This window comes from Ectopseudomonas khazarica (assembly GCF_004521985.1).
Taxonomy (GTDB): domain Bacteria; phylum Pseudomonadota; class Gammaproteobacteria; order Pseudomonadales; family Pseudomonadaceae; genus Aquipseudomonas; species Aquipseudomonas khazarica.
In genome coordinates this window covers 313755-337583 of the sequence record NZ_SBHZ01000004.1, presented here as the reverse complement: position 1 = coordinate 337583, position 23829 = coordinate 313755, and the positions used below count along the sequence as shown (strand labels likewise).

Sequence of the window (23829 nt, the reverse complement as noted above, 5' to 3'; positions counted from 1 at the left end):
AGGCGACATTTTACGCCTGGAGGTCGCCCCACAGCTGCTGGGCGACGCTCAGAGCCACCACTGGCGCCGTTTCCGTGCGCAGAACACGCGGTCCCAGGCGTGCTGCGTGGAAGCCGGCGTGCATGGCCTGCTCCACTTCCGCATCGCTCAGGCCGCCTTCCGGCCCGATCAGGAAGGCCAGATCGTCTGGCCGCTCATGGCTCTGCAGCGGTGCGGCGACCGGGTGCAGCACCAGCTTCAGATCGGCTTCGGTCTGTTGCAGCCAGGCGGCCAGCTCCAGTGGTGGGTGGATCACCGGCAGCACCGAGCGCCCGCACTGTTCGCAGGCGCTGATCGCCACCTGGCGCCAGTGGGCCATGCGCTTGTCGGCTCGTTCGTCCTTCAGGCGCACTTCGCAGCGCGTCGAGACGATGGGGGTGATTTCTGTCGCGCCCATCTCGGTGGCTTTCTGGATCGCCCAGTCCATGCGTTCGCCGCGTGACAGGCCTTGCCCGAGGTGAATGCGCAGCGCGGACTCGGCCAGGCCATCGAGCGCCTCGCGCAGCTCCACGCGCACGCTTTTCTTGCCCACCTCGATCAGCTCGCCCAGGTACTCGCGGCCACTGCCGTCGAACAGCTGCACGGCATCGCCCACGGCATGACGCAGCACCCGGCCGATGTAGTGCGCCTGGGCCTCGGGCAGCTCGTGCTGGCCGAGGGAGAGCGGGGCGTCGATGAAGAAGCGGGATAGGCGCATATGAATAGCTACTGAGCGACGAGTTCGAAGCGGCAAGTGTAAAGCACTGCGCCTCTGCGCTGTTACTTGCCGCTGGCCGTCGTCGCTAGCCTGGATCGCGGTGATCGGGGAAGCGATTGTCCACCGCCACGCTGACCGATTCACGGGTGGCGATATCGATCCCCTCGCTGGCCACCTCGGCGAGGAAGTCGATTTCCTCGGGGGTGATCACGTAGGGCGGCAGGAAGTACACCACGCTGCCCAGCGGACGCAGCAGCGCGCCACGCTGCAGGGCATGCTGATAGACGCGCAGGCCACGTCGCTCCTGCCAGGGGTAGGCGGTCTTGCTGGCCTTGTCCTGCACCATCTCGATGGCCAGGGCCATGCCGGTCTGGCGGATCTCGGCGACGTGCGGGTGTTCGGCCAGGTGCGCGGTGGCGCTGGCCATGCGCGTGGCGAGGGCCTTGTTGGCCTCGATCACGTTGTCCTGCTCGAAGATGTCCAGGGTCGCCAGCGCCGCCGCACAGGCCAGCGGGTTGCCGGTGTAGGTGTGCGAATGGAGGAAGGCGCGCAGGGTCGCGTAGTCGTCGTAGAACGCCGCGTAGACATCGTCGGTGGTGAGTACGGCGGCCATTGGCAGGTAGCCGCCGGTGAGCGCCTTGGACAGCACCATGAAGTCCGGGGTGATGTTGGCCTGTTCGCAGGCGAACATCGTCCCGGTACGGCCGAACCCCACGGCGATCTCGTCGACGATCAGGTGCACGCCGTAGCGGTTGCAGGCGTCACGCAGCAGCTCGAGATAGACCGGGTGGTACATGCGCATGCCGCCGGCGCCCTGGATCAGGGGCTCGACGATCACCGCAGCGACTTCGTGGTGATGCTCGGCCAGGGTCTGTTCCATGTGGGCGAACATGCTGCGCGAGTGCGCTTCCCAGCTCACGCCCTCGGGACGCAGGTAGCAGTCAGGGGTCGGCACCTTGAGGGTGTCGAGCAACAGGGCGCGGTAGGTGTCGGTGAACAGCGACACATCGCCCACCGACATCGCCGCGACCGTTTCGCCGTGGTAGCTGTTGGTCAGGGTGACGAAGCGCTTCTTGGCCGGTGCACCGCTGTTGAGCCAGTAGTGGAAGCTCATCTTCAGCGCCACCTCGATGCCCGAGGAACCGTTGTCGGCGTAGAACACCCGGTTCAGGCCCGCGGGCGTGAGGCGCACCAGGCGCTCGGACAGCTCCACCACCGGTTCATGGCTGAAGCCGGCCAGCATCACGTGCTCGAGGCTGTCCAGTTGCTCGCGGATGCGCGCGTTGATGCGCGGGTTGGCGTGGCCGAAGACGTTGACCCACCAGGAGCTGACCGCATCCAGATAGCGCTTGCCGTCGAAGTCCTCCAGCCAGACGCCTTTGCCGCGGCGGATGGGGATGAGCGGCAGGCGTTCGTGATCCTTCATCTGGGTGCAGGGGTGCCACAGCACGTCGAGGTCGCGCTGCATCCAATGGTCGTTCTGGCTCATGAGAAATCTCCCGCTGTTCGGCGGCACAGCCTACCAGAAGGCGCGCGCGGGGATGGAAACTGCCGCTGGTCCGGTGTTTTGCGCCGCCTGTAGCCATACTTGCGAACTTTGCGGCAGCGGCGGCGCACTAATCCGATCGGCTTGAAGGCATGGAAATTAGCTATCGCATTTCTCGATGTTTCATAGCGAAATTTTCCGCTTTAAATCGATATATTTGCCGTTAGTCTTGCTCGGAAATTGAATCAGGAAGTCCCCATGCAATGGCGTAATACCTCTGCTCGTTACGGTCTGGTCAGCGTGCTGTTGCACTGGTTGGTGGCGTTGGCCGTGTTCGGCCTCTTCGCCCTCGGTTTCTGGATGGTCGGGCTCAGCTATTACGACCCCTGGCGCCAGAGTGCGCCGGACCTGCACAAGAGCATCGGCATCCTGCTGTTCGCGACCATGCTGCTGCGCGTGTTGTGGCGCCTGTTCAACCCGGCGCCAGCGGCGCTGGAGAACCATGGCGCGCTCACCCGCCTGGCCTCCAGGCTGGGCCATGCCGCGCTCTACCTGGGCCTGTTCGGCGTGATGCTCTCCGGTTACCTGATTTCCACCGCGGATGGCCGTGGTATCGAGGTATTCGGGCTGTTCAGCGTGCCCGCCACCCTGACGGGCATCGAGCACCAGGAAGATATCGCCGGTGATATCCACGAATACCTGGCCTGGGGCCTGGTGATCTTCGCGGTCGTGCACGGCCTGGCCGCACTCAAGCACCATTTCATCGACCGCGACAGCACCCTGCTGCGGATGTTCGGGCGCTGAAGCTATTCATCATCGGGCCAAGGCCCACCTAGATCGACAACCTCGCAAGGAGAACACCCATGTTGAAGAATGCCCTCGCTGCACTGGTTATGGGTTCCGCCCTGATCGGCGGGCAGGCCATGGCGGCCGACTATGCCATCGACAAGCAAGGCCAGCATGCCTTCGTCAACTTCAAGATCAGCCACCTGGGCTACAGCTGGCTGTACGGCACCTTCAAGGATTTCGACGGCAAGTTCAGCTTCGACGCCGCCAACCCCGAGGCCAGCAAGGTCAGCGTGAGCCTGAAGACCGCCAGCGTCGACACCAACCACGCCGAGCGCGACAAGCACATCCGCAGTGCCGACTTCCTCAATGCCAGCAAGCACGACACCGCGACCTTCGAGTCCACCTCGGTCAAGTCCACCGGCGAAGGCACCGCTGATGTCACCGGCAACCTGACCCTCAACGGCGTGACCAAGCCGGTGGTGATCGCGGCCAAGTTCATCGGTGAAGGCAAGGACCCGTGGGGCGGCTACCGCGCCGGTTTCGAAGGCACCACGACCCTGAAGCTGAAGGACTTCGACATCGCCATGGACCTCGGCCCGGCTTCGGAGACCGTCGAGCTGATCATTTCGATCGAAGGCGTTCGCCAGTAAGGAAGGCGGCCGCCAGCCAGCGGCCGTCTGATGACCCTCTCCCATTCATGGGAAAGAGGCCAGAGGGGAGAGGGGTGGTTATCCACTCGCCTTTTCCCCTAAACGAAAACGCCGCCCTCAGGGGCGGCGTTTTTGTTGCTGCGTCGGCGCTCACTCGTCGCGGTTGCGCGTCAGCAGTGCCGGCTTCTCGCCGCGAGGGCGGTTGCTGTTGCTCAGCTCATCGAGTTGCTCGGCCGTGGGGAAACGGTCCAGGCGCGAACTCTTGTGCACGATGACTGGCTGCTTGTCGCGCGGGCTGCGCACGGCAGCCTCTGCACGCGGCAGCTCGTCGCGGTCGAGCGAGGTGACGCGGCCGTCATGGGCAGCGCGGCCACGGCCACGGTTGGCACCGTTGCGCCCCTGGCCCTGGCCATTGCCCTGGCGACGGTTCTTGTTGGCGCCATTGCCGGCGCCGGCGCCATTGTTGTTGCGCGGGCCCTTGTTGCTCTGGCGCTGGCCTTGACCCTGCTGGGTACCGCCGTTGCCAGGGGTGCCGCTCGAACGACGGCCACGCCCCTGTTGCTTGTTCTGGACCGGGCTGACGTAGTCGACGCGGTTGCCGAAATTGTCGATATCGTCGTCGAGGAACTCTTCCGGGTCACGATCTGGCGGCAGGGCGGGAATCGCCGCTGCGGGCTGGCCCTGGCCCGTGTCATCGCGTTGTCCGCGGCGGCGCTTCTGCCCCTGCGGCTTGGCCTTCTGATCCTTGCCGCCGTCCTTGCCCTTGTCCTTGCGGCCGCCGTTCTGGTGCTCGCCCTTGGGCTTGGCGCCGGACTCGGCCTTCTGTTTCTTCTGGCCGGCGTTGCGCGGCTGGCGTGGTTCGCGCGCCTCGGGGCGCTCGGCCTCCACGGTGCTGGCATCGAAGCCCATCAGATCGCCATCGGGGATCTTCTGCTTGGTCATGCGCTCGATGCTCTTGAGCAGCTTCTCCTCGTCCGGGGCGACCAGCGAGATGGCCTCGCCGCTACGTCCGGCACGGCCGGTGCGGCCGATGCGGTGAACGTAGTCCTCCTCGACGTTGGGCAGCTCGAAGTTGACCACGTGCGGCAGTTGGTCGATGTCCAGGCCGCGGGCGGCGATATCGGTGGCGACCAGTATGCGTACCTTGTTCGCCTTGAAGTCGGCCAGGGCCTTGGTGCGGGCGTTCTGGCTCTTGTTGCCGTGGATCGCGGCAGCCGGCAGGCCATGCTTGTCGAGGTATTCGGCCAGGCGATTGGCGCCGTGCTTGGTACGGGTGAACACCAGTACCTGTTCCCAGGCACCCTGAGTGATCAGGTGCGCAAGCAGTGCGCGCTTGTGACTGGCGGCCAGGCGGAACACACGCTGCTCGATGCGCTCGACGGTGGTGTTCGGCGGCGTGACCTCGATGCGCTCGGGATTGTGCAGCAGCTTGCCGGCGAGATCGGTGATGTCCTTGGAGAAGGTCGCCGAGAACAGCAGGTTCTGGCGCTGCGCCGGCAGGCGCGCGAGCACCTTCTTGACGTCATGGATGAAGCCCATGTCGAGCATGCGGTCGGCTTCGTCCAGTACCAGGATTTCCACGTGGGAAAGGTCCACGCTGCCCTGGCCGGCGAGGTCGAGCAGGCGGCCGGGGCAGGCGACGAGTACGTCGACGCCCTTGGCCAGTGCCTGGACCTGCGGGTTCAGGCCGACGCCACCGAAGATGCAGGCGCTGACGAACTTCAGGTCGCGGGCGTAGATCTTGAAGCTGTCATGCACCTGGGCAGCCAGCTCGCGGGTGGGCGTCAGCACCAGCACGCGCGGTTGCTTCGGGCCATGGCGCTGTTCGCGGTCCGGATGGCCGGCCGGGAACAGGCGTTCGAGAATCGGCAGGGCGAAACCTGCAGTCTTGCCCGTGCCCGTCTGGGCCGCCACCATCAGATCGCGACCTTGCAACACGGCGGGAATGGCCCGCTGTTGCACCGGAGTGGGCTGGGTATAGCCGGCGGATTCGATCGCACGGACTAGAGCCTCGGAGAGACCGAGGGAAGCAAAGGACATGGGCAATCCTGTACGTAGTGAGGGCGTGGCCCTATGGGGTGATATTGCCTGGCTTGAATCACGCGTGGGGGGCATGATCCCGTCCGGTACTGCTGGCTTCCGAGAACCAGCATCCGGGCGCAAGCCTGGCGGGAAGGCCCGAGTATAACAGAGCTTGCGCGTTGCGCATCTACCAGCCTGTCGGCTGGTTCACGGCGCGGAGACTTCGTCGGCGCCGGACAATTCGGCGTAGCGCGCCTGCAGCTCGGCATAGGCCGGCTCGGCCTTGAAACGGCGCAGTTCCTCGCTGAAGGCCTGGGCCAGGGCGCGCAACTCCGCTGTCCTGGCCAGCGCCAGGTAGAGATGGTCATGGCCGACCGGCGTCGCGTTGTAGCTGATCTTGCGGCCCAGCCCCAGGCGGCTGGCCAGGAAGATACCGGTGCGACGATCGTTCACCACCAGATCGACACGGTGGCGTGCCAGCTTGCCGATGTTGGCCTCGTGACTGGGGCCTTCCTCGCGACGGAAGGTCTGCGCGGTGCGAAACGCCTCGTCGTTGTACCAGTAGCCAGGGGAGATGCCGATCACCAGGCCGCGCAGGTCGTCGATGTGGCGATAGCGGAAGGGCCGGCTGCGCGAGTAGAACAGCACGAACTCGATGTCGCTCAGCGGCTCCGAGGCGAACTGCATGCTGGCCTCGCGCGACGGGTGGTAGAAGACGTCCAGGATACCGTCGGCCTGCCCTTGCTGCATGGCCAGCAGGCAGCGCTTCCAGGGCATGAACTGCAGCTGCATCTCGCGGCCCAGACGGCGCAGCACCTCGCGGGTGATTTCGTAGTCGAGCCCGGTCGGCTGGCCGTTTTCCTCGTAGACATAAGGCGGCCACGCCTCGGTGACCAGGCGCAAGGGTTCGGCCCGTAGGCCGAGGGCCACGCAGCACATCAGCTGCAGGCCAATGACGACGCGTACGACTGCTCTCATGGCTTAAGCATAGTCCCCCTTCGGCAAGGGGGCTGGGGCGCAGCAAGGGTGCGCCCCGGCAGGCGCGTTCAGGACACGACGCGGTAGCAGGGCTCGTAGGCCGTGCCACCGGGCAGCTTCATCCGGTGCTGTTCGACGAAGGCCTGCAGCAGTCGGTCCAGGGGCGCCATGATGCTGGCGTCACCCTTGATCTCGTAAGGGCCGTTCTCTTCGATCAGGCGAATGCCGTTTTCCTTGACGTTGCCCGCGACGATGCCGGAGAAGGCCCGACGCAGATTGGCCGCGAGATGATGCAGCGGCTGCTCGCGGGTCAGGTTGAGGCTGGCCATGGCGTCGTGGGTCGGCTCGAACGGATGCTGGAAACTCTCGTCGATCTTCAGCAGCCAGTTGAAGTGGAAGGCGTCGTTGCGTTCCCGGCGGAACTGGCGCACGGCCTTGATCCCGACCGCCATCTCGCGGGCCACCTCGGCCGGATCGTTGACGATCATGCGATAGCGCTGCTGCGCGGCTTCGCCGAGGGTCGCGCCGATGAAGTCGTGCAGCTGCTGCAGATAGGTGCTGGCGCTCTTCGGCCCGGTGAGGATGACCGGGAAGGGCAGGTCCTGGTTGTCCGGGTGGGTGAGGATGCCCAGCAGGTAAAGGAACTCCTCGGCGGTGCCGGCGCCGCCCGGGAAGATGATGATGCCGTGCCCGACGCGCACGAACGCTTCCAGGCGTTTTTCGATATCCGGCAGGATCACCAGCTCGTTGACGATGGGGTTCGGTGCTTCCGCCGCGATGATGCCCGGCTCGGTCAGGCCCAGGTAGCGGCCGGTGAGGTTGCGCTGCTTGGCGTGGCTGATGGTGGCGCCCTTCATCGGCCCCTTCATCACGCCGGGGCCGCAACCGGTGCAGATGTCCAGGCCGCGCAGGCCCAGCTCATGACCGACCTTCTTGGTGTACTTGTACTCCTCGGAGCTGATCGAGTGTCCGCCCCAGCACACCACCATCTTCGGTTCGACGCCACTGCGCAGTGTGTGAGCGTTGCGCAGCAGGTGGAAGACGTAGTCGGTGATGCCTTCCGAACTGTCCAGGTCGATGCGCTTGTTCTCCAGCTCGCTCTGCGTGTAGACGATGTCGCGCAGGGCGCTGAAGAGCATTTCACGGGTGCTGGCGATCATCTCGCCATCGACGAAGGCGTCGGCGGGAGCGTTCAGCAGTTCCAGGCGAATGCCGCGATCCTGCTGGTGGATCTTCACCTCGAAATCCGGGTATGCCTCGAGGATGGTCTTGGCGTTGTCGCTGTGCGAGCCGGTGTTGAGGATTGCCAGTGCACATTGGCGGAACAGGCGATAGACGCTGCCCGAACCGGTTTCACGCAGTTGCTGCACCTCGCGTTGCGAGAGCGTTTCCAGGCTGCCCTTGGGGCTGACTGAGGCATTGATCGTGGAGCGTTTGAGCATGGCAGGCGATCCTTCGGCGGCAAGGCGGGGTGTGACGCGAGCAGGCTGCCCGAAGGCAGCCTGCGGGTGAACTGCCTCAGCGTGGCAGTTTGAGGTTGTTCCAGATGGCCAGGCTGGGGTCGGCCTGGTTCAGCGTATAGAAGTGCAGGCCCGGTGCGCCACCGTCGAGCAGGCGTTCGCACATCTCGCTGATCACCTGTTGGCCGAAGGCCTGGATGCTTTCGACGTCATCGCCGTAGGCTTCCAGCTGCTTGCGTACCCAGCGCGGGATCTCCGCGCCGCAGGCGTCGGAGAAACGCGCCAGCTTGCTGTAGTTGGTGATGGGCATGATGCCCGGCACGATCGGCAGGTCGACGCCCAGTTTCTGCACGCGCTCGACGAAGTGGAAATAGCTGTCGGCGTTGAAGAAGTACTGGGTGATGGCGCTGTTGGCGCCGGCCTTGGCCTTGCGCACGAAGTTGGCGATGTCGCTCTCGAAGTTGCGCGCCTGCGGATGCATTTCCGGGTAGGCGGCGATTTCGATGTGGAAGTGATCGCCCGTTTCGTTGCGGATGAACTCGACCAGCTCGTTGGCGTAGCGCAGCTCGCCGCTGGCCATGCCCATGCCCGAGGGCAGGTCGCCACGCAGGGCGACGATGCGCTTGATGCCGGCGTCCTTGTACAGGGTCAGCAGTTCGCGCAGCTCGGCCTTGCTGTCGCCGACGCAGGACAGGTGCGGTGCGGTCGGCACCTTCACTTCGCCGTCGAGCTGCAGCACGGTGTTCAGCGTGCGGTCACGGGTGGAGCCCCCGGCACCATAGGTGCAGGAGAAGAAGTCGGGGTTGTAGCTCGCCAGCTGGCGCGCCACGTTCAGCAGTTTTTCGTGCCCGGCTTCGGTCTTGGTCGGGAAGAACTCGAAGCTGTAACGGCGTTCTTGACTCATGGAGAAGGTTCCCTTCCCAGCGGCAAGCTGCAAGCCTCAAGCTGCAAGGGGGAACGGGTCCCGTCCTGCAGCTTGCGGCTTGCCGCTTGTGGCTGTGATCAGTAGCGGTAGGTATCGGGCTTGAACGGACCTTCCACGGTCACGCCGATGTAGTCGGCCTGCTGCTTGGTCAGCTGAGTGACTACGCCGCCGAAGCCCTTGACCATTTCCAGGGCCACTTCTTCGTCCAGTTTCTTCGGCAGCACTTCCACGGTCAGGCGCTCGGCTTTCTTCTCGGCGGAGAGATCGGCGAACTTCTGCTCGAACAGGAAGATCTGCGCCAGCACCTGGTTGGCGAAGGAGCCGTCCATGATGCGGCTCGGGTGGCCAGTGGCGTTGCCCAGGTTCACCAGGCGGCCTTCGGCCAGCAGGATCAGGTAGTCGTCGTTGGCGGCGTCGAAGCTGCCGGCGCCGGTGCGGTGGATCTTGTGCACCTGCGGCTTGACCTCTTCCCAGGCCCAGTTCTTGCGCATGAAGGCGGTGTCGATCTCGTTGTCGAAGTGACCGATGTTGCACACCACGGCGCGCTTCTTCAGCGCTTTGAGCATGCCGGCGTCACACACGTTGACGTTGCCGGTGGTGGTGACGATCAGGTCGATCTTGCCCAGCAGAGCAGCGTCGACGCTGGCCTCGGTGCCGTCGTTGAGGCCGTTCTTGTACGGGGATACCAGCTCGAAGCCGTCCATGCAGGCCTGCATGGCGCAGATCGGGTCGACTTCGGAAACCTTGACGATCATGCCTTCCTGACGCAGCGACTGGGCCGAGCCCTTGCCCACGTCACCGTAGCCGATGACCAGCGCCTGCTTGCCCGACAGCAGGTGGTCGGTGCCGCGCTTGATGGCGTCGTTGAGGCTGTGGCGGCAGCCGTACTTGTTATCGTTCTTGCTCTTGGTCACGGCGTCGTTGACGTTGATCGCCGGGACTTTCAGGGTGCCGGCCTTGAGCATGTCGAGCAGGCGGTGCACACCGGTGGTGGTCTCTTCGGTGACGCCGTGGATGCGCTCGAGCATCTGCGGGTATTTCTTGTGCAGGATCTCGGTCAGGTCACCGCCGTCGTCCAGCACCATGTTGGCGTCCCACGGCTGGCCATCTTTCAGGATGGTCTGCTCGATACACCACTCGTACTCTTCCTCGGTCTCGCCCTTCCAGGCGAATACCGGGATGCCGGCAGCAGCGATGGCAGCAGCGGCCTGGTCCTGGGTGGAGAAGATGTTGCACGAGGACCAGCGCACTTCGGCGCCCAGGGCGGTGAGCGTCTCGATCAGCACGCCGGTCTGGATGGTCATGTGGATGCAGCCGAGGATCTTCGCGCCTTTCAGCGGTTGGCTGGCGGCGTACTTGCGGCGCAGGCCCATCAGTGCCGGCATTTCGGATTCGGCGATGATCAGCTCTTTGCGGCCCCAGTCGGCCAGGGAAATATCGGCGACCTTGTAGTCGTTGAAAGCGCTCATGCAGTAACTCTCCATTCGTTGTCTGCGAATGGGCGCCGTTGATGCGTTTGGATAACGCCCCGGGCGAGCCTGACAAAACCGCGTGATGCGGATTTGCTGCAGCGCCCCTCGACCGGGTGGCGGGAGCGACCGGAGCGGTGCCGGTCGCGTGTAACCGGCAAATTATAGCTGCCCGTGCGGCACAGCCCAAGGCTTTCCGTCGTATTTGCCCGGCTATCGAAACCATAGCCGTGCCTGCCACGACAGGCACGGTGACGGCGGTGCATGATGGTCGCCCAACCTGGCAAGGAGAACCATGCATGAATTTCCATACCCGCAAGTGGATCAAGCCTGAGGATCTCAACCCCAATGGCACCCTGTTCGGCGGCAGCCTGCTGAAGTGGATCGACGAGGAGGCGGCGATCTACGCCATCGTCCAGCTCGACAACCAGCGCGTGGTCACCAAGTTCATTTCCGAGATCAACTTCGTCAGTTCGGCGCGCCAGAGCGACATCATCGAACTGGGCATCACCGCCAGCGAGTTCGGCCGCACCTCGATCACCCTGCGTTGCGAAGTACGCAACAAGATCACCCGCAAGAGCATCCTCACCATCGACAAGCTGGTCTTCGTCAACCTCGGCGAGGATGGGTTGCCTGCGCCGCACGGCAAGACCGAGATCACCTATGTGAAGGACCGTCTCGGCGCCCAGTGCCCTGGCTTTGGCGCCACGGGCCGACAGTTCGGCGGAAATTCTCTCCGGCAGGCCATGCCGGCTGGAGAGTGATCTATGCTCCAGTCTGATCGTTCGATTGCAACCAGTGGAACGCCCCGCCATGGCGTTCCTCCCTCCGGTGCCAGGGTTCTGGTGCCGGGATTCCCAAGCCAGGGAGGGTTGGCGAGGTTCGCTTCTGCACGCGACAGGAGTTCGCCATGTCAGCTAGCGCCTTCTTTGATCAGCTTCTGCGCAGCATCGGCCTGCGTACGCTGAATCACCAGTTCCTGTTTTCCTATGCGCTGATGTTCGCCATGGCGTTCGTGGCGTCCGTCGCTCTCTATCTCAGCCTGTCGGTCTCTCCGGAAACGATCAACGTTGCCGGTGCGCAGCGCATGCTCAGCCAGAAAATGACCAAGGAGGCCCTGCTGATTCGCCAGGGGCAACTGGACATGGCGACACTGGAAGCCACCATGGCCCAGTTCGATCAGGCTCATCGCGATCTGCTGAGCGGTAATGAGCAGCGCAAGGTCGCGGTGCTGGCGACACCCGAGATCAGGGCGCAGATGCAAAAGGTCGGCGACTTGTGGCAAGCCTTCAGGGGGCCTCTGTTGCAGGCAGCGGGAGGGGATAGCGCTGTGGACATGAAGCAGTTGGGCAAACAGTCGGTCGACCTGTTGCGCGAGATGGACATGGCGGTTGGGCTGATGTCCGCGCATGTCGAGCGCTGGCAGCGCAGTCAGATGCTGTTGGCCTTCGGCTGCCTGCTCGGCATTCTGCTGCTGGTGGTGCTGGGGCGGCAGTTCGGTCTGCGGCCGCTGATGCAGAGTTTGCGCGAAGTGGAAGACTCACTGACCCGGGTAGGTTCTGGCGACTTCACCAAGACCCTCATGGGGAAGTTGAGCGACAACGAGATCGGTCGTATTTTCGCCGGCTACAACCGCATGCAGGCGCAGGTGCGCGAGCTTCTCGGTGAGGTCAAGGTCAGCGGCGAGCGTACCGCTGAAGACGTGCAAGGCGTGGTCGGCGCGGCGAATGTGGCCGGCGACGGTGTGCGTCAGCAGCACGAGGATATCGAGCAGGTTGCCACGGCCATGAATGAAATGAGTGCCACCGTCGCCCAGGTGGCGCGCCATGCTGCCGAGGCCGCGCAGTCGGCCCGGCACGCCGACAGTTGCGTACAGCAGGGACTTGGCGTGATCCAGCAAGGGGCCGACGAGGTGTCGAGGCTCGCCTCGCAGTTGATCCACAGCAGTGAGCAGGTGCAGCGCCTGGAGCAGGAAAGCAATGGCGTGGGGCGGGTGCTCGAAGTCATCACCGGAATTGCCGAGCAAACCAACCTGCTGGCGCTCAATGCCGCGATCGAGGCTGCCCGCGCAGGTGAAGCCGGACGTGGCTTCGCCGTGGTTGCCGACGAGGTGCGGACCCTGGCCAGCCGCACTCAACAGTCGACGGGGGAAATCCAGGCGATGATCCAGCGTCTGCAGAGTGGGGCGCGTGACGCCGTGGTGGCGATGCAGCAGAGCGCGGCCCTGGCCGAGGGCAATCTGACCAATATCCGTGAGGCCACCGATGTGCTCGGCACCATCGCGGGGGCGGTGGACAGCATCAATGTCATGAATGCTCAGATCGCCACGGCTTCCGAGCAGCAGAGCCAGGTCGCGCAGGACATCGATCAGCGCATCACTCACATTGCCGGGCTGGCTCAGCGTACTCAGGAGGAGGTCGAGCAGGTGGTCGGTGTCAGCACGATGATTCAGGGAGAAGTGCTGCGACTGAACCAGCAGCTCGAGCGTTTCAGTACCTGAACCTCCGCTGACCAGATGGCGCCTGGCGGGTGTTGCGACATCAGGTGCCTTGGCCTGGTGCTGGCAAGTGGCGATACTGGCGCCCCTTTCTGCGCCTGGAACCTGTCGTCATGATGCTGAAGAAACTGCTGCTCGTCTGCGCCTGCATGGCGCTGGCCGCCTGTGGTGGTGTCGATCCCAACTCGCCGCTGGGCAAGCGTCAGGCCCTGTTCAAGGAAATGCTCAAGGTCAGCGAGGACCTGGGGGGCATGCTGCGGGGGCGCATTCCTTACGATGAGGCCGGCTTCATCACGGGCGCTGCCGAGCTGGACCGCCTGTCGCGCGAGCCCTGGCAGCATTTCCCGCAGGTGCGCGATGACGAGCGCAGCAAGGCCAACCCCGAGGTCTGGGAGCGCCAGGAGCAGTTCCAGAAGATGGCCCGTGACCTGGAGCAGACCACGGCGGCGCTGGTCCAGGCGACCAGCGCACCGCCGTTGCGCCGTTCCGAGCTCGAGCCAGCCGTGCAGGCGGTGGAGGACAGCTGCGAAGCCTGCCACAAGGCGTTTCGCGCTTACTGAGGCGACCGGGCTTCGGCTTCGGCCTGTTCCAGTTCGGCGCGGGCTTCGGCCAGCTTGGCCTGGCGCTTGCCGATCTTCTCCTGGTCGCCCTTGCCCATCGCGTCGCGCAGGTCCATCTCGCGCTCCTCGACCTCCTGCCGCGCGTCCTTCACATCGGCCAGGCGCTCCTGGCGCAGCGCGGCGTCATCGCAGTACGCCTCGACCTTGCCCAGCGCGCGCTGCAGGCCCAGCAGCTCGTGTGAGTGGCCGTTCTGGCGGGCGGCTTCGATCTTCTCCTGGATGACCTGACGCTTGGCGGCGCAGTCGCCGTCGGGTTTGGCGGCCAGGATGGGGGTGACGTTCAGTCCGGCGACCAGCATCAGGCCGAGAACGGTGGCTTGGCGAATCATGGTCTTTCCTCGTGAGTCTCTCTCTCGAAGTGACCGCCAATGGCTCACGAGGTTCGCGGTGCCGAGCCGCTCCCTTGATCAGGGTCAGTGATCCGCAGGGTGCTTCCGAATCGGCAGGCCGGCGCTGGGCCTGTCTCGCGAAACGAGGGGGCTCCTCGGGGGCAAGGGCCTGGGCTGAGCTTCTATCCTGTGGTGCCCCGAGGTTTGCCCGGGTCAGGAACGAAAAAGCCCCGCACAGCCGAGGCTGGCGGGGCTTTGCTTCAGGCGCTGGTTACAGGCCGGCAGAGGCGCGCAGTGCCTCGACCTTGTCGGTACGCTCCCAGGTGAAGGTGGTGAAGCTGTCGTCGCCCACGGTCTTCTGTTCCGGGGTGCGGCCGAAGTGGCCGTAGGCCGCGGTGGCCTGGTACATCGGGTGGAGCAGGTCGAGCATCTTGGTGATGGCGTACGGACGCAGGTCGAACACCTCGCGTACCAGCTGGATGATCTTGTCTTCGGCGATCTTGTGGGTGCCGAAGGTGTTGATCGAGATGGAGGTCGGCTGGGCCACGCCGATGGCGTAGGACACCTGGATCTCGCAGCGGTCGGCGAGGCCGGCGGCGACGATGTTCTTGGCCACGTAGCGGCCGGCGTAGGCAGCCGAACGGTCGACCTTGGACGGGTCCTTGCCGGAGAAGGCGCCGCCGCCGTGACGGGCCATGCCGCCGTAGCTGTCGACGATGATCTTGCGCCCGGTCAGGCCGCAGTCGCCCACCGGGCCGCCGATGACGAAGTTGCCGGTCGGGTTGATGTGGAACTGGGTGTTCTTGTGCAGCAGTTCAGCCGGCAGGCTGTGCTTGATGATCAGTTCCATCACCGCTTCACGCAGGTCCTTCAGCGACACGTCCGGGTTGTGCTGGGTGGACAGCACCACGGCGTCGATGCCGACGACCTTGCCGTTCTCGTACTGGCAGGTGACCTGGGACTTGGCATCAGGGCGCAGCCACGGCAGCAGGCCGGACTTGCGGGCTTCGGCCTGGCGCTCGACCAGCGCGTGGGAGAAGCGGATCGGCGCCGGCATCAGCACATCGGTCTCGTTGCTGGCGTAGCCGAACATCAGGCCCTGGTCGCCGGCACCCTGGTCTTCCGGCTTGGAGCGGTCGACGCCCTGGGCGATGTCCACCGACTGCTTGCCGATGATGTTGAGCACGCCGCAGGTGGAGCCGTCGAAGCCGACTTCGCTGCTGGTGTAGCCGATGCCGTTGATCACGTCACGGACGATCTGCTCGAGGTCGACCCAGGCGCTGGTGGTCACTTCGCCGGCGACGATGGCGACACCGGTCTTGACCAGGGTTTCCACGGCCACGCGGGCGTGCTTGTCCTGGGTGATGATGGCGTCGAGCACGGCATCGGAGATCTGGTCGGCGATCTTGTCCGGATGTCCTTCGGACACGGACTCGGAGGTGAACAGGGAGTATTCGCTCATGGGGGGGTTCCTTTTGTGCCGTAACTGAAGGCCACTCGCTCAAGGGGCTGGGCGAAGTGGCGTAACTGAATCTGAAAGCCGTTTTTCAGGCCGATGTACAGGCTCTCGCCGGGCAGCAGACCGGCGGCGCTGGCCCAGCGCGACAGATCCTCCTGCTCGAAGCCTAGCCAGAGATCGCCGCAGGCCTCGCGGGCCCAGCTCTGGTCGTGGCTGCACAGCTCGCTGATCAGCAGGCTACCGCCGGGTTTTACGTGCCGTGCCAGCTGGCGGAAAGCCTCGGCCGGGGTGGCGAAGTGGTGCAGTACCATGTTGAGCACCACGCAGTCGGCTGCTCCATGCTCGCTCTGCAGGGCATCGCCGAGTGTCAGCGCGACGTTGTCCAGCCCCGCGCTGGCGCAGCGCTGGCTCGCCAGCTCGAGCATGGCCGGGCTGTTGTCCAGCGCCATGACCTGGGCGAAACGGCGTGCCAGCTCAGGCAGGAAGGCGCCGTCGCCCGGGCCGATTTCCATTGCCGTGGCGCCGGGGGCGAAGTGCAGGCTGTCGAGCAGGGCCAGCAGGCTGTCGCGGTACTGCGGCAGGCCGGCGATCAGGTCCTGCTGGGCCTGGAAGTTGCTGGCCATGCGCGCGAAGAAGTCGCGGCTGACAGTGGCGCGCTGCTGGTGTACCGCGGCAATCCGCGCCTGCCTGTCGGTCGGCACGGGCAGTTCGTCGATATCTTCCAGCAGTGCGGCGTGCAGACGCCCGTTGGGCAGCGCACGGCGATAGAAGATCGCGTTGCCTTCGCGGCGGGTGGCTACCAGGCCGGCCTGGGCCAGTACCTTGAGGTGGTGACTCATGCCCGACTGGCCCATGGCGAAGATCTGCGCCAGTTCCAGCACGCCGAACGAGTCGTTGCTCAGCGCGCGCAGCACGTTCAGGCGCAGCGGATCGCCGCCGGCCTTGCACAGGGCGGCGAGCTCGTCGCAGGGGTCGAATTCCAGCTGGGATGCGCGCAGGGTCATGGTGGCGCAGTCTAGTCGGTCATTTTTCATACAGCAACAGCAATATCAAAATATTTTGATATTGCTGTCCGGTTGCTCCGTGGCGCCGCTCAAGGCCAGGAAGGCCCCGGGTGCCGGGCTCAGGCTGGCGCCCTGGCGCCAGAGTACGTGCAGGTCGCGCTCGATCTGCAGGTCCTGCACCTGGAGGTGGCGCAATTCGCCGCTGGCCAACTCGCGCTCGACGATACGCTGCGACAGCCAGGCGATGCCCTGGCCGTCGGCGAGCAGGCGCTTCAGGGCCTCGGTGCTGCCGATGGCCATGCTGGCCTCGGGCTCCAGGCCGTGGGCGCGATAGGCCTGCTCGATGCTGACCCGCGCGCCCGAGCCGGGTTCGCGCATGTACAGCGGGTAGCGCTGCAGCATGCGCGCGGCCAGTCGACCGCTGCTGGCCAGTGGGTGATGGGGCGCCACGACCGGCAGCAGGGCGTCGCGCGCCAGCAGCCGGTGGGCGTAGGCGCTGCGGACGAACGGCCCTTCGACGAAACCCAGGCTGACCAGGCCCTCGTCCAGCTGGCGGGTCACCACGTCCGTGTTGCTCACCTCCAGGCTGACGAAGATCTGCGGGTGCAGGGTGCGGAAGCGGCTGATCAGCGATGGCAGCAGGTAGGAGCCGAGCGTGGCGCTGGCGCCCAGGTTCAGTTCGCCCTGGCCGAGCTGGGCGAAGTCGCGCAGGTCGCGCTCTGCGGCGCGCTCCAGATTGAAGATGCGCTGGGCGTAGTCGAGCAGGCGCCGGCCCCCCTCGGTCAGTTGCACGCCGCGCGGCTGGCGGTCGAACAGGCGCAGGTCGAGGCTGGCTTCGAGGTCGCGTATCTCGCGGGTGACCGCTGGCTGGCTGATGTGCAGACGCTCGGCGCCCGCGCTGATGCTGCCGGCTTCGGCGACGGCGAGGAACACCTTGAGGTGGTGGAGGTTCATGGCATATCCATGCATTAAAGGTATGTCATTGATGCTGAATATGTATTTTTAATATGGCAAGCCAGTTCTTAACCTTGTCGGCGTCACTCATGTCACGGGACCACCCGATTCATGTCGCGCCCTTTCAGTCGTTTACCCGAACCGCTCGCCTTCATTCGTCACTTCACGCCCAACTGGTTCGCCATGACCATGGGCACCGGCGTTCTGGCGCTGGTGCTCGCCCATCTGCCCTGGCATCTGCCGGGCCTGGTCATGCTGGCGGAGGGGCTGTGGTTCTTCGCCGTCGGTCTGTTCGTCCTCTTCAGCCTGTTATTCCTGCTGCGTCTGGCGCTGTTCCGCGACACGCTCTGGCCCATGCTGCTACATCCGGTGCAGTCGATGTTTCTCGGTGCCATCCCCATGGGCATGGCGGTGCTGATCAAGGGGCTGCTGCTGTTCGGCGTGCCGCGCTGGGGCGAGGGCGTCTATGCGCTGGCGCATGCGTTGTGGTGGCTGGACGCGGCGCTGGCATTGCTCGGTGCGCTGCTCGTGCCCTATCTGATGTTCACCCGTCAGCATCATGCGCTGGAGAAACTCACCGCAGTCTGGCTGCTACCTATCGTCGCACCCGAGGTGGCGGCCAGCGCGGCGGGCGCCCTGGCCCCGCATCTTTCCGCCGCCGCCGCGCAGCAACTGCTGGCGGCCGGCTTCGTGCTCTGGGGGATGTCGCTGTCGCTGGCCTTCTCGCTGATCACGCTGGTGCTGCTGCGCCTGGCGCTGCACAAACTGCCGGATACCGACTTCGCTGCCACCAGCTGGTTGCCGCTGGGCCCGCTGGCCACCGGCTGCCTGGGCCTGCTCAGCATGGGGCAGGCGGCACCGCTGGCATTCGCCGGCACGCCCCTGGCCGGCGCCGCGGAGCTGGCCCGTGACCTCGGCCTGGTCGGCGGCCTGGCGTTGTGGGGCGCGGGCCTGTGGTGGCTGGTGATCGCCACGCTCTTCACCCGTCACTACATTCGCGACAACATGCCGTTCAATCTCGGCTGGTGGGGTTTCACCTTCCCGCTGGGGGTGTTCGCCCTGGCCACCTTCGAGCTGCAGGCGCTGACGGGCCTGGCCTTCTTCAGCTTCGCCGGTGTGGTGCTGGCCCTGCAGTTGCTGGGCGTGTGGTGCCTGGTATTCAGTCGCACGCTGGCCGGCGTCTGGCATGGCGAGCTGTTCCAGGCGCCTTGCCTGGGTGGGCCGGGCAGCCCTGCGGTGGGGGTTCTCAGCGAACGCGTTGGCTGAGTCGACGGATCTACGACCATCTGTCATTGCCCCGCGGGGTGCGGCTGGGCGAAAATAGCCGCCTTTTTCCGTGAACAGCCCCCGCAGGAGATTCAGCGATGCCCAGCCGTCGTGAGCGAGCCAATGCCATTCGTGCCCTCAGCATGGATGCCGTGCAGAAAGCCAACAGCGGCCACCCCGGTGCCCCCATGGGCATGGCGGACATCGCCGAAGTGCTGTGGCGCGACTTTCTGAAGCACAACCCGCAGAACCCGAACTTCGCCGATCGTGACCGCTTCGTGCTGTCCAACGGCCATGGTTCGATGCTGATCTACTCGCTGCTGCACCTGACCGGCTACGACCTGTCGATCGATGATCTGAAGAACTTCCGTCAGCTGCACAGCCGCACTCCGGGCCACCCGGAGTACGGCTACACCCCGGGTGTGGAAACCACCACCGGCCCGCTCGGCCAGGGCATCGCCAACGCCGTCGGCTTCGCCATCGCCGAGAAAGTGCTGGGCGCGCAGTTCAACCGTGACGGTCACACCATCGTCGACCACAACACCTATGTGTTCCTCGGCGACGGCTGCATGATGGAAGGCATCAGCCATGAAGTCTGCTCGCTGGCCGGCACCCTCGGCCTGGGCAAGCTGGTCGCGTTCTATGACGACAACGGCATCTCCATCGACGGTGAGGTCGAAGGCTGGTTCACCGACGACACGCCGAAGCGTTTCGAGGCCTATGGCTGGCAGGTGATCCGCAATGTTGACGGTCACGACGCCGAAGAGATCAAGATGGCCATCGAGACCGCGCGCAAGAGCGTGGACCAGCCGACCCTGATCTGCTGCAAGACCACCATCGGTTTCGGTTCGCCGAACAAGGGCGGCAAGGAAGAGTGCCACGGTGCGCCGCTGGGCAATGACGAAATCGCCCTGACCCGCGCCAACCTGGGCTGGAATCACGGCCCGTTCGAAGTGCCGGCCGAGATCTACGCCGAGTGGGACGCCAAGGCCGCCGGTGCTGCCGCCGAAGCCGCCTGGAACGAGAAGTTCGCCGCCTACGCCGCCGCCTTCCCCGAGCTGGCTGCCGAGTTCAAGCGCCGCATCGCTGGCGAGCTGCCGGCCGACTTCGCCGAGAAGGCCGCCGCCTATGTGCGTGAAGTGGCCGAGAAGGGCGAGACCATCGCCAGCCGCAAGGCCAGCCAGAACGCACTGAATGCCTTCGGCCCGCTGCTGCCGGAATTCCTCGGTGGCTCGGCTGACTTGGCCGGCTCCAACCTGACCCTGTGGAAGGGCTGCAAGGGCGTGTCCGCCGAGGACGCTTCCGGCAACTACATGTTCTATGGCGTGCGCGAGTTCGGCATGAGCGCGATCATGAACGGTGTCGCCCTGCACGGCGGCTTCGTGCCCTATGGCGCGACCTTCCTGATCTTCATGGAATACGCCCGCAACGCCGTGCGCATGTCCGCACTGATGAAGCAGCGCGTGCTGTACGTGTTTACCCACGACTCCATCGGTCTCGGTGAAGACGGCCCGACCCACCAGCCGATCGAGCAGCTGGCCAGCCTGCGTGGCACGCCGAACCTCGACACCTGGCGCCCGGCCGATGCGGTCGAGTCCGCCGTGGCCTGGAAACACGCCATCGAACGCGCCGACGGCCCGTCCGCCCTGGTGTTCAGCCGCCAGAACCTGCCGCACCAGGCACGTGATGCCCAGCAGCTGGCCGATGTCGCCCGCGGTGGCTACGTGCTCAAGGACAGCGCTGGCGAGCCGGAACTGATCCTCGTTGCCACCGGCTCGGAAGTCGGCCTGGCCATGCAGGCTGCCGCCAAGCTCGAAGAGAAGGGCCGCAAGGTGCGCGTGGTGTCGATGCCGTCGACCAGCGTGTTCGACCAGCAGGATGCTGCCTACAAGCAGTCCGTGCTGCCGGTCGAGGTGGGTGCGCGTATCGCCATCGAGGCCTCGCATGCCGACTACTGGTACAAGTACGTGGGCCTGGAAGGCCGCATCATCGGCATGACCACCTTCGGTGAGTCGGCGCCGGCTGCCGCTCTGTTCGAAGAGTTCGGCTTCACCGTCGACAACGTCGTTGCCACGGCTGAAGAGCTGCTCGACGCCTGAACCGCTGACTTCCCTCCGCCGCGTGCGGGGGCTGAGAGGAGAGGGTTGCGTTGCCGCTCTCTCCCCGGCCCTCTCCAGTGAATGGCAGAGGGAGTCGCCACGTTATCGAGATCGCCCATGTCCAATCGTCCTTTTCGCGTCGCCCTCAACGGCTACGGCCGCATCGGTCGCTGCGTGCTGCGCGCCCTGCATGAGCGCGGCGATGGGGCGAGCCTGGAAATCGTCGCCCTCAATGACCTGGCCGATCAGGCCAGCATCGAGTACCTGACCCGTTTCGACTCCACTCATGGGCGTTTCCCGGGTGAGGTGAAGGTCGACGGCGACTGCCTGCACATCAACGGCGATTGCGTGAAGGTGTTGCGCCAGAGCGAGCCGGAAGCGATCGACTGGGCCGCGCTGGATATCGACCTGCTGCTGGAGTGCTCCGGGCAGTACGTCACCCGTAGCGAGGCGCAGCGTTTCATCGCTGCCGGTGCGCCACGCGTGCTGCTGTCGCAGCCGATGGCCGGTGAGGCGGATATCGACGCCACCATCGTCTATGGGGTCAACCAGGATGGCCTCGATGGCAGCGAGCGCCTGGTGTCCAATGCGTCCTGCACCACCAACTGCGGCGTGCCGCTGCTGAAACTTCTCGACGAGGTGGTGGGTCTGGAGTACGTCTCCATTACCACCATCCACTCGGCGATGAACGATCAGCCCGTTATCGATGCCTACCACCACGAAGACCTGCGCCGCACGCGCTCGGCCTTCCAGTCGGTGATCCCGGTGTCCACCGGCCTGGCGCGCGGTATCGAGCGTCTGCTGCCGGAGCTGGCCGGGCGTATCCAGGCCAAGGCCATCCGTGTGCCGACGGTCAACGTGTCCTGTCTCGACATCACCCTGCAGACCGCGCGCGACACCTCCGCCGAGGAAATCAACCGCGTGCTGCGCCAGGCGGCGGAAAGCGGCCCGCTCAAGGGGTTGCTGGCGTATACCGAGCTGCCGCATGCCAGCTGCGACTTCAATCATGACCCGCATTCGGCCATCGTCGACGGCAGCCAGACCCGCGTGTCCGGCCCGCGCCTGGTCAACCTGCTGGCCTGGTTCGACAACGAGTGGGGTTTCGCCAACCGCATGCTCGATGTCGCCGAACATTTTCTTGCTGTATCCACCTCCTCTGTACAACCAGCCCCCGTGAAGGACTGATGCCATGACCGTTCTGAAGATGACCGACCTCGACCTCGCCGGTAAGCGCGTGCTGATTCGCGAAGACCTCAACGTCCCGGTGAAGGATGGCGTGGTCAAGAGCGACGCGCGCATCCTCGCTTCCCTGCCGACCATCAAGCTGGCGCTGGAAAAAGGCGCGGCCGTGCTGGTCTGCTCGCACCTGGGCCGTCCGGAAGAGGGCGTCTACAGCGAAGAAGACAGCCTGGCACCGGTGGCGGCCTACCTGAGCAAGGCGCTCGGCCGCGACGTGCCGCTGGTCAAGGACTACCTCGGCGGTGTCGAGGTCAAGGCTGGCGAACTGGTGCTGCTGGAGAACGTGCGTTTCAACAAGGGCGAGAAGAAGAACAGCGACGAACTGGCCCAGCAGTACGCGGCCCTGTGCGACGTGTTCGTGATGGATGCCTTCGGCACCGCCCACCGCGCCCAGGGCTCGACCCATGGCGTGGCCAAGTTTGCCAAGGTCGCCTGTGCCGGCCCGCTGCTGGCGGCCGAGCTGGACGCCCTGGGCAAGGCCCTGGACAAGCCGGCCCGCCCGATGCTGGCCATCGTCGCCGGTTCCAAGGTGTCGACCAAGCTGGACGTGCTCAACTCCCTGGCCGATATCTGCGACTCGCTGATCGTCGGCGGCGGCATCGCCAACACCTTCCTCGCCGCTGCTGGCCTGCCGGTGGGCAAGTCGCTGTACGAGGCCGATCTGGTCGACACCGCCAAGGCCATCGCCGCCAAGGTCAGCGTGCCGCTGCCGGTCGACGTGGTGGTGGCCAAGGCCTTCGCCGAAGATGCCGAGGCCACGGTCAAGGCCGTCGCCGACGTGAGCGAGGACGACATGATCCTCGACATCGGCCCGCAGACCGCCGCGCAGTTCGCCGAGATGCTCAAGGCTTCGCAGACCATCCTGTGGAACGGCCCGGTCGGCGTGTTCGAGTTCGACCAGTTCGGTAACGGCACCAAGGCCCTGGCCCTGGCCATCGCCGACAGCGCAGCGTTCTCCATCGCCGGCGGTGGCGACACCCTGGCGGCCATCGACAAGTACGGCGTGGCCGAGAAAATCTCCTATATCTCCACCGGCGGCGGTGCCTTCCTCGAGTTCGTCGAGGGCAAGGTCCTGCCGGCCGTCGAAGTGCTCGAGGCGCGCGCCAAGGCCTGATGCGGCGCGTCATGGGTGTGGCCCTGCTAGGATGAAAGGCGAATCCCGTTTCTGCTCCGGTTAAACCCTGGGCGAATCGGGTTGTCCGATTCCTCGAGCAAGGAGCAAGGCCATGGTCAGGTGGATGCTGCTGGGTATTGTCGGTGTGCTGTTGGGCGGTTGTGCGGGGGATCCCCATACGGCCCGCGAAAAGGCCTGTCGGGTGTTCAGCCCGGCGCAGATCGAAACGCCCAGCAGCCAGGGCAGTGGCAGTATCGACGGACAGAGTGGCGCCAATGGTGGAATGCCCAGCCAGCGTTGTGATTGAGGAGGGCGAATGAACAGTGCAGGGAAAGTGGGATTGCTCAGCGCCATCCTGTTGCTGACGGCGTGTGCCGAGCAGCCGGCGGCGAGTGATCGCTGGATCAGCTGGATCTGTGACAACAAGACCGAGGTGCTCTGGCGCCCGGCAGGTGAGGACGCCATAGATCTGCGTCTGGGCGGCAGCGACATCGCCCACCGCCTGAGGCTCACACCGTCTGCCTCGGGGGCGCTGTACAGCGATCCGATGCTGGCCTTCCACACCAAGGGCGATGAGGGGCTGGTCTACCGGATCGGCACCGAGCAAGTGGTCGGTCGCGGCTGCAAGCCGCGCTGAGTAGCGAGAACTTTGCAACACCGCGCGGTCATCTCGCCGCGCGCAGCGGAAGTGGGCGACGCGTCCCTTCCGGATTACTTGAACAACGCCGGCCCC

The 23829-nt window shown here is 65.2% G+C and carries 22 protein-coding genes and 1 riboswitch; of the genes, 11 read left to right on the top strand and 11 right to left on the bottom strand.

Going from position 1 to position 23829, the window contains the following annotated elements; genetic code table 11:
• Positions 1 to 10 precede the first annotated feature (10 nt).
• Positions 11 to 736, bottom strand: a complete 726-nt coding sequence (locus EPK82_RS07170) for a 16S rRNA (uracil(1498)-N(3))-methyltransferase (RefSeq protein WP_134676172.1) — start codon at positions 734 to 736, stop codon at positions 11 to 13.
• An 85-nt stretch (positions 737 to 821) separates the two neighbouring features.
• Positions 822 to 2225 carry an adenosylmethionine--8-amino-7-oxononanoate transaminase gene (locus EPK82_RS07165; RefSeq protein ID WP_037050121.1) on the bottom strand — a complete coding sequence of 468 codons (1404 nt, stop codon included), beginning with the start codon at positions 2223 to 2225 and terminating at the stop codon, positions 822 to 824.
• Between the two features lie 255 nt (positions 2226 to 2480).
• Between EPK82_RS07165 and EPK82_RS07160 the strand changes: the two genes are divergently transcribed.
• Both EPK82_RS07160 and EPK82_RS07155 read left to right on the top strand, forming a co-directional pair.
• Positions 2481 to 3026, top strand: a complete 546-nt coding sequence (locus EPK82_RS07160) for a cytochrome b (protein ID WP_134676171.1) — start codon at positions 2481 to 2483, stop codon at positions 3024 to 3026.
• Positions 3027 to 3085: 59 nt separating this feature from the next.
• Complete coding sequence (locus EPK82_RS07155; RefSeq protein ID WP_037050116.1) at positions 3086 to 3661, top strand: YceI family protein; 576 nt, start codon at positions 3086 to 3088, stop codon at positions 3659 to 3661.
• Between the two features lie 150 nt (positions 3662 to 3811).
• Here EPK82_RS07155 and EPK82_RS07150 read toward each other — a convergent pair whose 3' ends face one another.
• The 5 genes from EPK82_RS07150 to ahcY all read right to left on the bottom strand — a co-directional run bounded on the left by EPK82_RS07150 (position 3812) and on the right by ahcY (position 10530).
• The gene (locus EPK82_RS07150) at positions 3812 to 5701 is read right to left on the bottom strand and encodes a DEAD/DEAH box helicase (protein ID WP_134676170.1); all 1890 of its coding nucleotides are present in this window, start codon (positions 5699 to 5701) and stop codon (positions 3812 to 3814) included.
• Between the two features lie 189 nt (positions 5702 to 5890).
• Positions 5891 to 6661: a substrate-binding periplasmic protein gene (locus EPK82_RS07145; RefSeq protein ID WP_134676169.1), complete on the bottom strand. Its 771-nt coding sequence runs from the start codon at positions 6659 to 6661 to the stop codon at positions 5891 to 5893.
• Positions 6662 to 6729: 68 nt separating this feature from the next.
• Entirely contained in the window at positions 6730 to 8103 is a 1374-nt protein-coding gene (ppnN, locus tag EPK82_RS07140; RefSeq protein ID WP_037050109.1) for a nucleotide 5'-monophosphate nucleosidase PpnN, read from the bottom strand.
• A 76-nt stretch (positions 8104 to 8179) separates the two neighbouring features.
• Positions 8180 to 9025 carry a methylenetetrahydrofolate reductase [NAD(P)H] gene (gene metF, locus EPK82_RS07135; RefSeq protein ID WP_037050106.1) on the bottom strand — a complete coding sequence of 282 codons (846 nt, stop codon included), beginning with the start codon at positions 9023 to 9025 and terminating at the stop codon, positions 8180 to 8182.
• A 98-nt stretch (positions 9026 to 9123) separates the two neighbouring features.
• On the bottom strand, positions 9124 to 10530 hold the full coding sequence (gene ahcY, locus EPK82_RS07130; protein WP_134676168.1) for an adenosylhomocysteinase: 1407 nt from the start codon (positions 10528 to 10530) through the stop codon (positions 9124 to 9126).
• Between the two features lie 8 nt (positions 10531 to 10538).
• Positions 10539 to 10631: riboswitch (S-adenosyl-L-homocysteine riboswitch) on the bottom strand.
• Positions 10632 to 10814: 183 nt separating this feature from the next.
• Here ahcY and EPK82_RS07125 point away from each other — a divergent pair.
• The 3 genes from EPK82_RS07125 (at position 10815) to EPK82_RS07115 (ending at position 13572) form a co-directional block, all read left to right on the top strand.
• Positions 10815 to 11279 (top strand): acyl-CoA thioesterase, encoded by a 465-nt coding sequence (locus EPK82_RS07125; RefSeq protein ID WP_279634974.1) that lies wholly within the window; start codon positions 10815 to 10817, stop codon positions 11277 to 11279.
• A gap of 146 nt (positions 11280 to 11425) precedes the next feature.
• On the top strand, positions 11426 to 13015 hold the full coding sequence (locus tag EPK82_RS07120; RefSeq protein WP_134676167.1) for a methyl-accepting chemotaxis protein: 1590 nt from the start codon (positions 11426 to 11428) through the stop codon (positions 13013 to 13015).
• A gap of 110 nt (positions 13016 to 13125) precedes the next feature.
• Positions 13126 to 13572: a c-type cytochrome gene (locus EPK82_RS07115; protein WP_037050097.1), complete on the top strand. Its 447-nt coding sequence runs from the start codon at positions 13126 to 13128 to the stop codon at positions 13570 to 13572.
• Here EPK82_RS07115 and EPK82_RS07110 read toward each other — a convergent pair.
• The 4 genes from EPK82_RS07110 to EPK82_RS07095 all read right to left on the bottom strand — a co-directional run bounded on the left by EPK82_RS07110 (position 13566) and on the right by EPK82_RS07095 (position 17378).
• Positions 13566 to 13961, bottom strand: a complete 396-nt coding sequence (locus EPK82_RS07110; protein ID WP_037050094.1) for a DUF1090 domain-containing protein — start codon at positions 13959 to 13961, stop codon at positions 13566 to 13568. The two genes, EPK82_RS07115 and EPK82_RS07110, sit on opposite strands and share 7 nt — an antisense overlap.
• A gap of 271 nt (positions 13962 to 14232) precedes the next feature.
• Positions 14233 to 15423: a methionine adenosyltransferase gene (gene metK / locus EPK82_RS07105; protein WP_134676166.1), complete on the bottom strand. Its 1191-nt coding sequence runs from the start codon at positions 15421 to 15423 to the stop codon at positions 14233 to 14235.
• Positions 15420 to 16424, bottom strand: a complete 1005-nt coding sequence (locus EPK82_RS07100) for an ArsR/SmtB family transcription factor (protein WP_134676165.1) — start codon at positions 16422 to 16424, stop codon at positions 15420 to 15422. The genes metK and EPK82_RS07100 overlap by 4 nt, the downstream gene beginning before the upstream one ends.
• A gap of 45 nt (positions 16425 to 16469) precedes the next feature.
• Positions 16470 to 17378 carry a LysR family transcriptional regulator gene (locus EPK82_RS07095; protein WP_134676164.1) on the bottom strand — a complete coding sequence of 303 codons (909 nt, stop codon included), beginning with the start codon at positions 17376 to 17378 and terminating at the stop codon, positions 16470 to 16472.
• A 111-nt stretch (positions 17379 to 17489) separates the two neighbouring features.
• Here EPK82_RS07095 and EPK82_RS07090 point away from each other — a divergent pair, with 111 nt between their 5' ends.
• The 6 genes from EPK82_RS07090 (at position 17490) to EPK82_RS07065 (ending at position 23733) form a co-directional block, all read left to right on the top strand.
• Positions 17490 to 18644 carry a TDT family transporter gene (locus EPK82_RS07090; protein WP_134676163.1) on the top strand — a complete coding sequence of 385 codons (1155 nt, stop codon included), beginning with the start codon at positions 17490 to 17492 and terminating at the stop codon, positions 18642 to 18644.
• Positions 18645 to 18742: 98 nt separating this feature from the next.
• Positions 18743 to 20743 carry a transketolase gene (tkt, locus tag EPK82_RS07085; RefSeq protein WP_037050084.1) on the top strand — a complete coding sequence of 667 codons (2001 nt, stop codon included), beginning with the start codon at positions 18743 to 18745 and terminating at the stop codon, positions 20741 to 20743.
• Positions 20744 to 20860: 117 nt separating this feature from the next.
• Complete coding sequence (gene epd, locus EPK82_RS07080) at positions 20861 to 21928, top strand: erythrose-4-phosphate dehydrogenase (protein ID WP_037050082.1); 1068 nt, start codon at positions 20861 to 20863, stop codon at positions 21926 to 21928.
• A 4-nt stretch (positions 21929 to 21932) separates the two neighbouring features.
• Positions 21933 to 23096, top strand: coding sequence for a phosphoglycerate kinase (locus tag EPK82_RS07075; protein WP_037050080.1), 1164 nt, complete (start codon positions 21933 to 21935; stop codon positions 23094 to 23096).
• A 112-nt stretch (positions 23097 to 23208) separates the two neighbouring features.
• The gene (locus EPK82_RS07070) at positions 23209 to 23403 is read left to right on the top strand and encodes a hypothetical protein (RefSeq protein ID WP_037050078.1); all 195 of its coding nucleotides are present in this window, start codon (positions 23209 to 23211) and stop codon (positions 23401 to 23403) included.
• 9 nt (positions 23404 to 23412) lie between these two features.
• Entirely contained in the window at positions 23413 to 23733 is a 321-nt protein-coding gene (locus tag EPK82_RS07065; RefSeq protein WP_134676162.1) for an MliC family protein, read from the top strand.
• Positions 23734 to 23829: the final 96 nt, after the last annotated feature.

Excerpts from the sequence above, each read along its gene's own strand:
- EPK82_RS07170 (WP_134676172.1), bottom strand. The coding sequence starts at position 736 with ATGCGCCTATCCCGCTTCTTCATCGACGCCCCGCTCTCCCTCGGCCAG.
- EPK82_RS07165 (WP_037050121.1), bottom strand. The coding sequence starts at position 2,225 with ATGAGCCAGAACGACCATTGGATGCAGCGCGACCTCGACGTGCTGTGG.
- EPK82_RS07160 (WP_134676171.1), top strand. The coding sequence starts at position 2,481 with ATGCAATGGCGTAATACCTCTGCTCGTTACGGTCTGGTCAGCGTGCTG.
- EPK82_RS07155 (WP_037050116.1), top strand. The coding sequence starts at position 3,086 with ATGTTGAAGAATGCCCTCGCTGCACTGGTTATGGGTTCCGCCCTGATC.
- EPK82_RS07150 (WP_134676170.1), bottom strand. The coding sequence starts at position 5,701 with ATGTCCTTTGCTTCCCTCGGTCTCTCCGAGGCTCTAGTCCGTGCGATC.
- EPK82_RS07145 (WP_134676169.1), bottom strand. The coding sequence starts at position 6,661 with ATGAGAGCAGTCGTACGCGTCGTCATTGGCCTGCAGCTGATGTGCTGC.
- ppnN (WP_037050109.1), bottom strand. The coding sequence starts at position 8,103 with ATGCTCAAACGCTCCACGATCAATGCCTCAGTCAGCCCCAAGGGCAGC.
- metF (WP_037050106.1), bottom strand. The coding sequence starts at position 9,025 with ATGAGTCAAGAACGCCGTTACAGCTTCGAGTTCTTCCCGACCAAGACC.
- ahcY (WP_134676168.1), bottom strand. The coding sequence starts at position 10,530 with ATGGAGAGTTACTGCATGAGCGCTTTCAACGACTACAAGGTCGCCGAT.
- EPK82_RS07125 (WP_279634974.1), top strand. The coding sequence starts at position 10,815 with ATGAATTTCCATACCCGCAAGTGGATCAAGCCTGAGGATCTCAACCCC.
- EPK82_RS07120 (WP_134676167.1), top strand. The coding sequence starts at position 11,426 with ATGTCAGCTAGCGCCTTCTTTGATCAGCTTCTGCGCAGCATCGGCCTG.
- EPK82_RS07115 (WP_037050097.1), top strand. The coding sequence starts at position 13,126 with ATGATGCTGAAGAAACTGCTGCTCGTCTGCGCCTGCATGGCGCTGGCC.
- EPK82_RS07110 (WP_037050094.1), bottom strand. The coding sequence starts at position 13,961 with ATGATTCGCCAAGCCACCGTTCTCGGCCTGATGCTGGTCGCCGGACTG.
- metK (WP_134676166.1), bottom strand. The coding sequence starts at position 15,423 with ATGAGCGAATACTCCCTGTTCACCTCCGAGTCCGTGTCCGAAGGACAT.
- EPK82_RS07100 (WP_134676165.1), bottom strand. The coding sequence starts at position 16,424 with ATGACCCTGCGCGCATCCCAGCTGGAATTCGACCCCTGCGACGAGCTC.
- EPK82_RS07095 (WP_134676164.1), bottom strand. The coding sequence starts at position 17,378 with ATGAACCTCCACCACCTCAAGGTGTTCCTCGCCGTCGCCGAAGCCGGC.
- EPK82_RS07090 (WP_134676163.1), top strand. The coding sequence starts at position 17,490 with ATGTCGCGCCCTTTCAGTCGTTTACCCGAACCGCTCGCCTTCATTCGT.
- tkt (WP_037050084.1), top strand. The coding sequence starts at position 18,743 with ATGCCCAGCCGTCGTGAGCGAGCCAATGCCATTCGTGCCCTCAGCATG.
- epd (WP_037050082.1), top strand. The coding sequence starts at position 20,861 with ATGTCCAATCGTCCTTTTCGCGTCGCCCTCAACGGCTACGGCCGCATC.
- EPK82_RS07075 (WP_037050080.1), top strand. The coding sequence starts at position 21,933 with ATGACCGTTCTGAAGATGACCGACCTCGACCTCGCCGGTAAGCGCGTG.
- EPK82_RS07070 (WP_037050078.1), top strand. The coding sequence starts at position 23,209 with ATGGTCAGGTGGATGCTGCTGGGTATTGTCGGTGTGCTGTTGGGCGGT.
- EPK82_RS07065 (WP_134676162.1), top strand. The coding sequence starts at position 23,413 with ATGAACAGTGCAGGGAAAGTGGGATTGCTCAGCGCCATCCTGTTGCTG.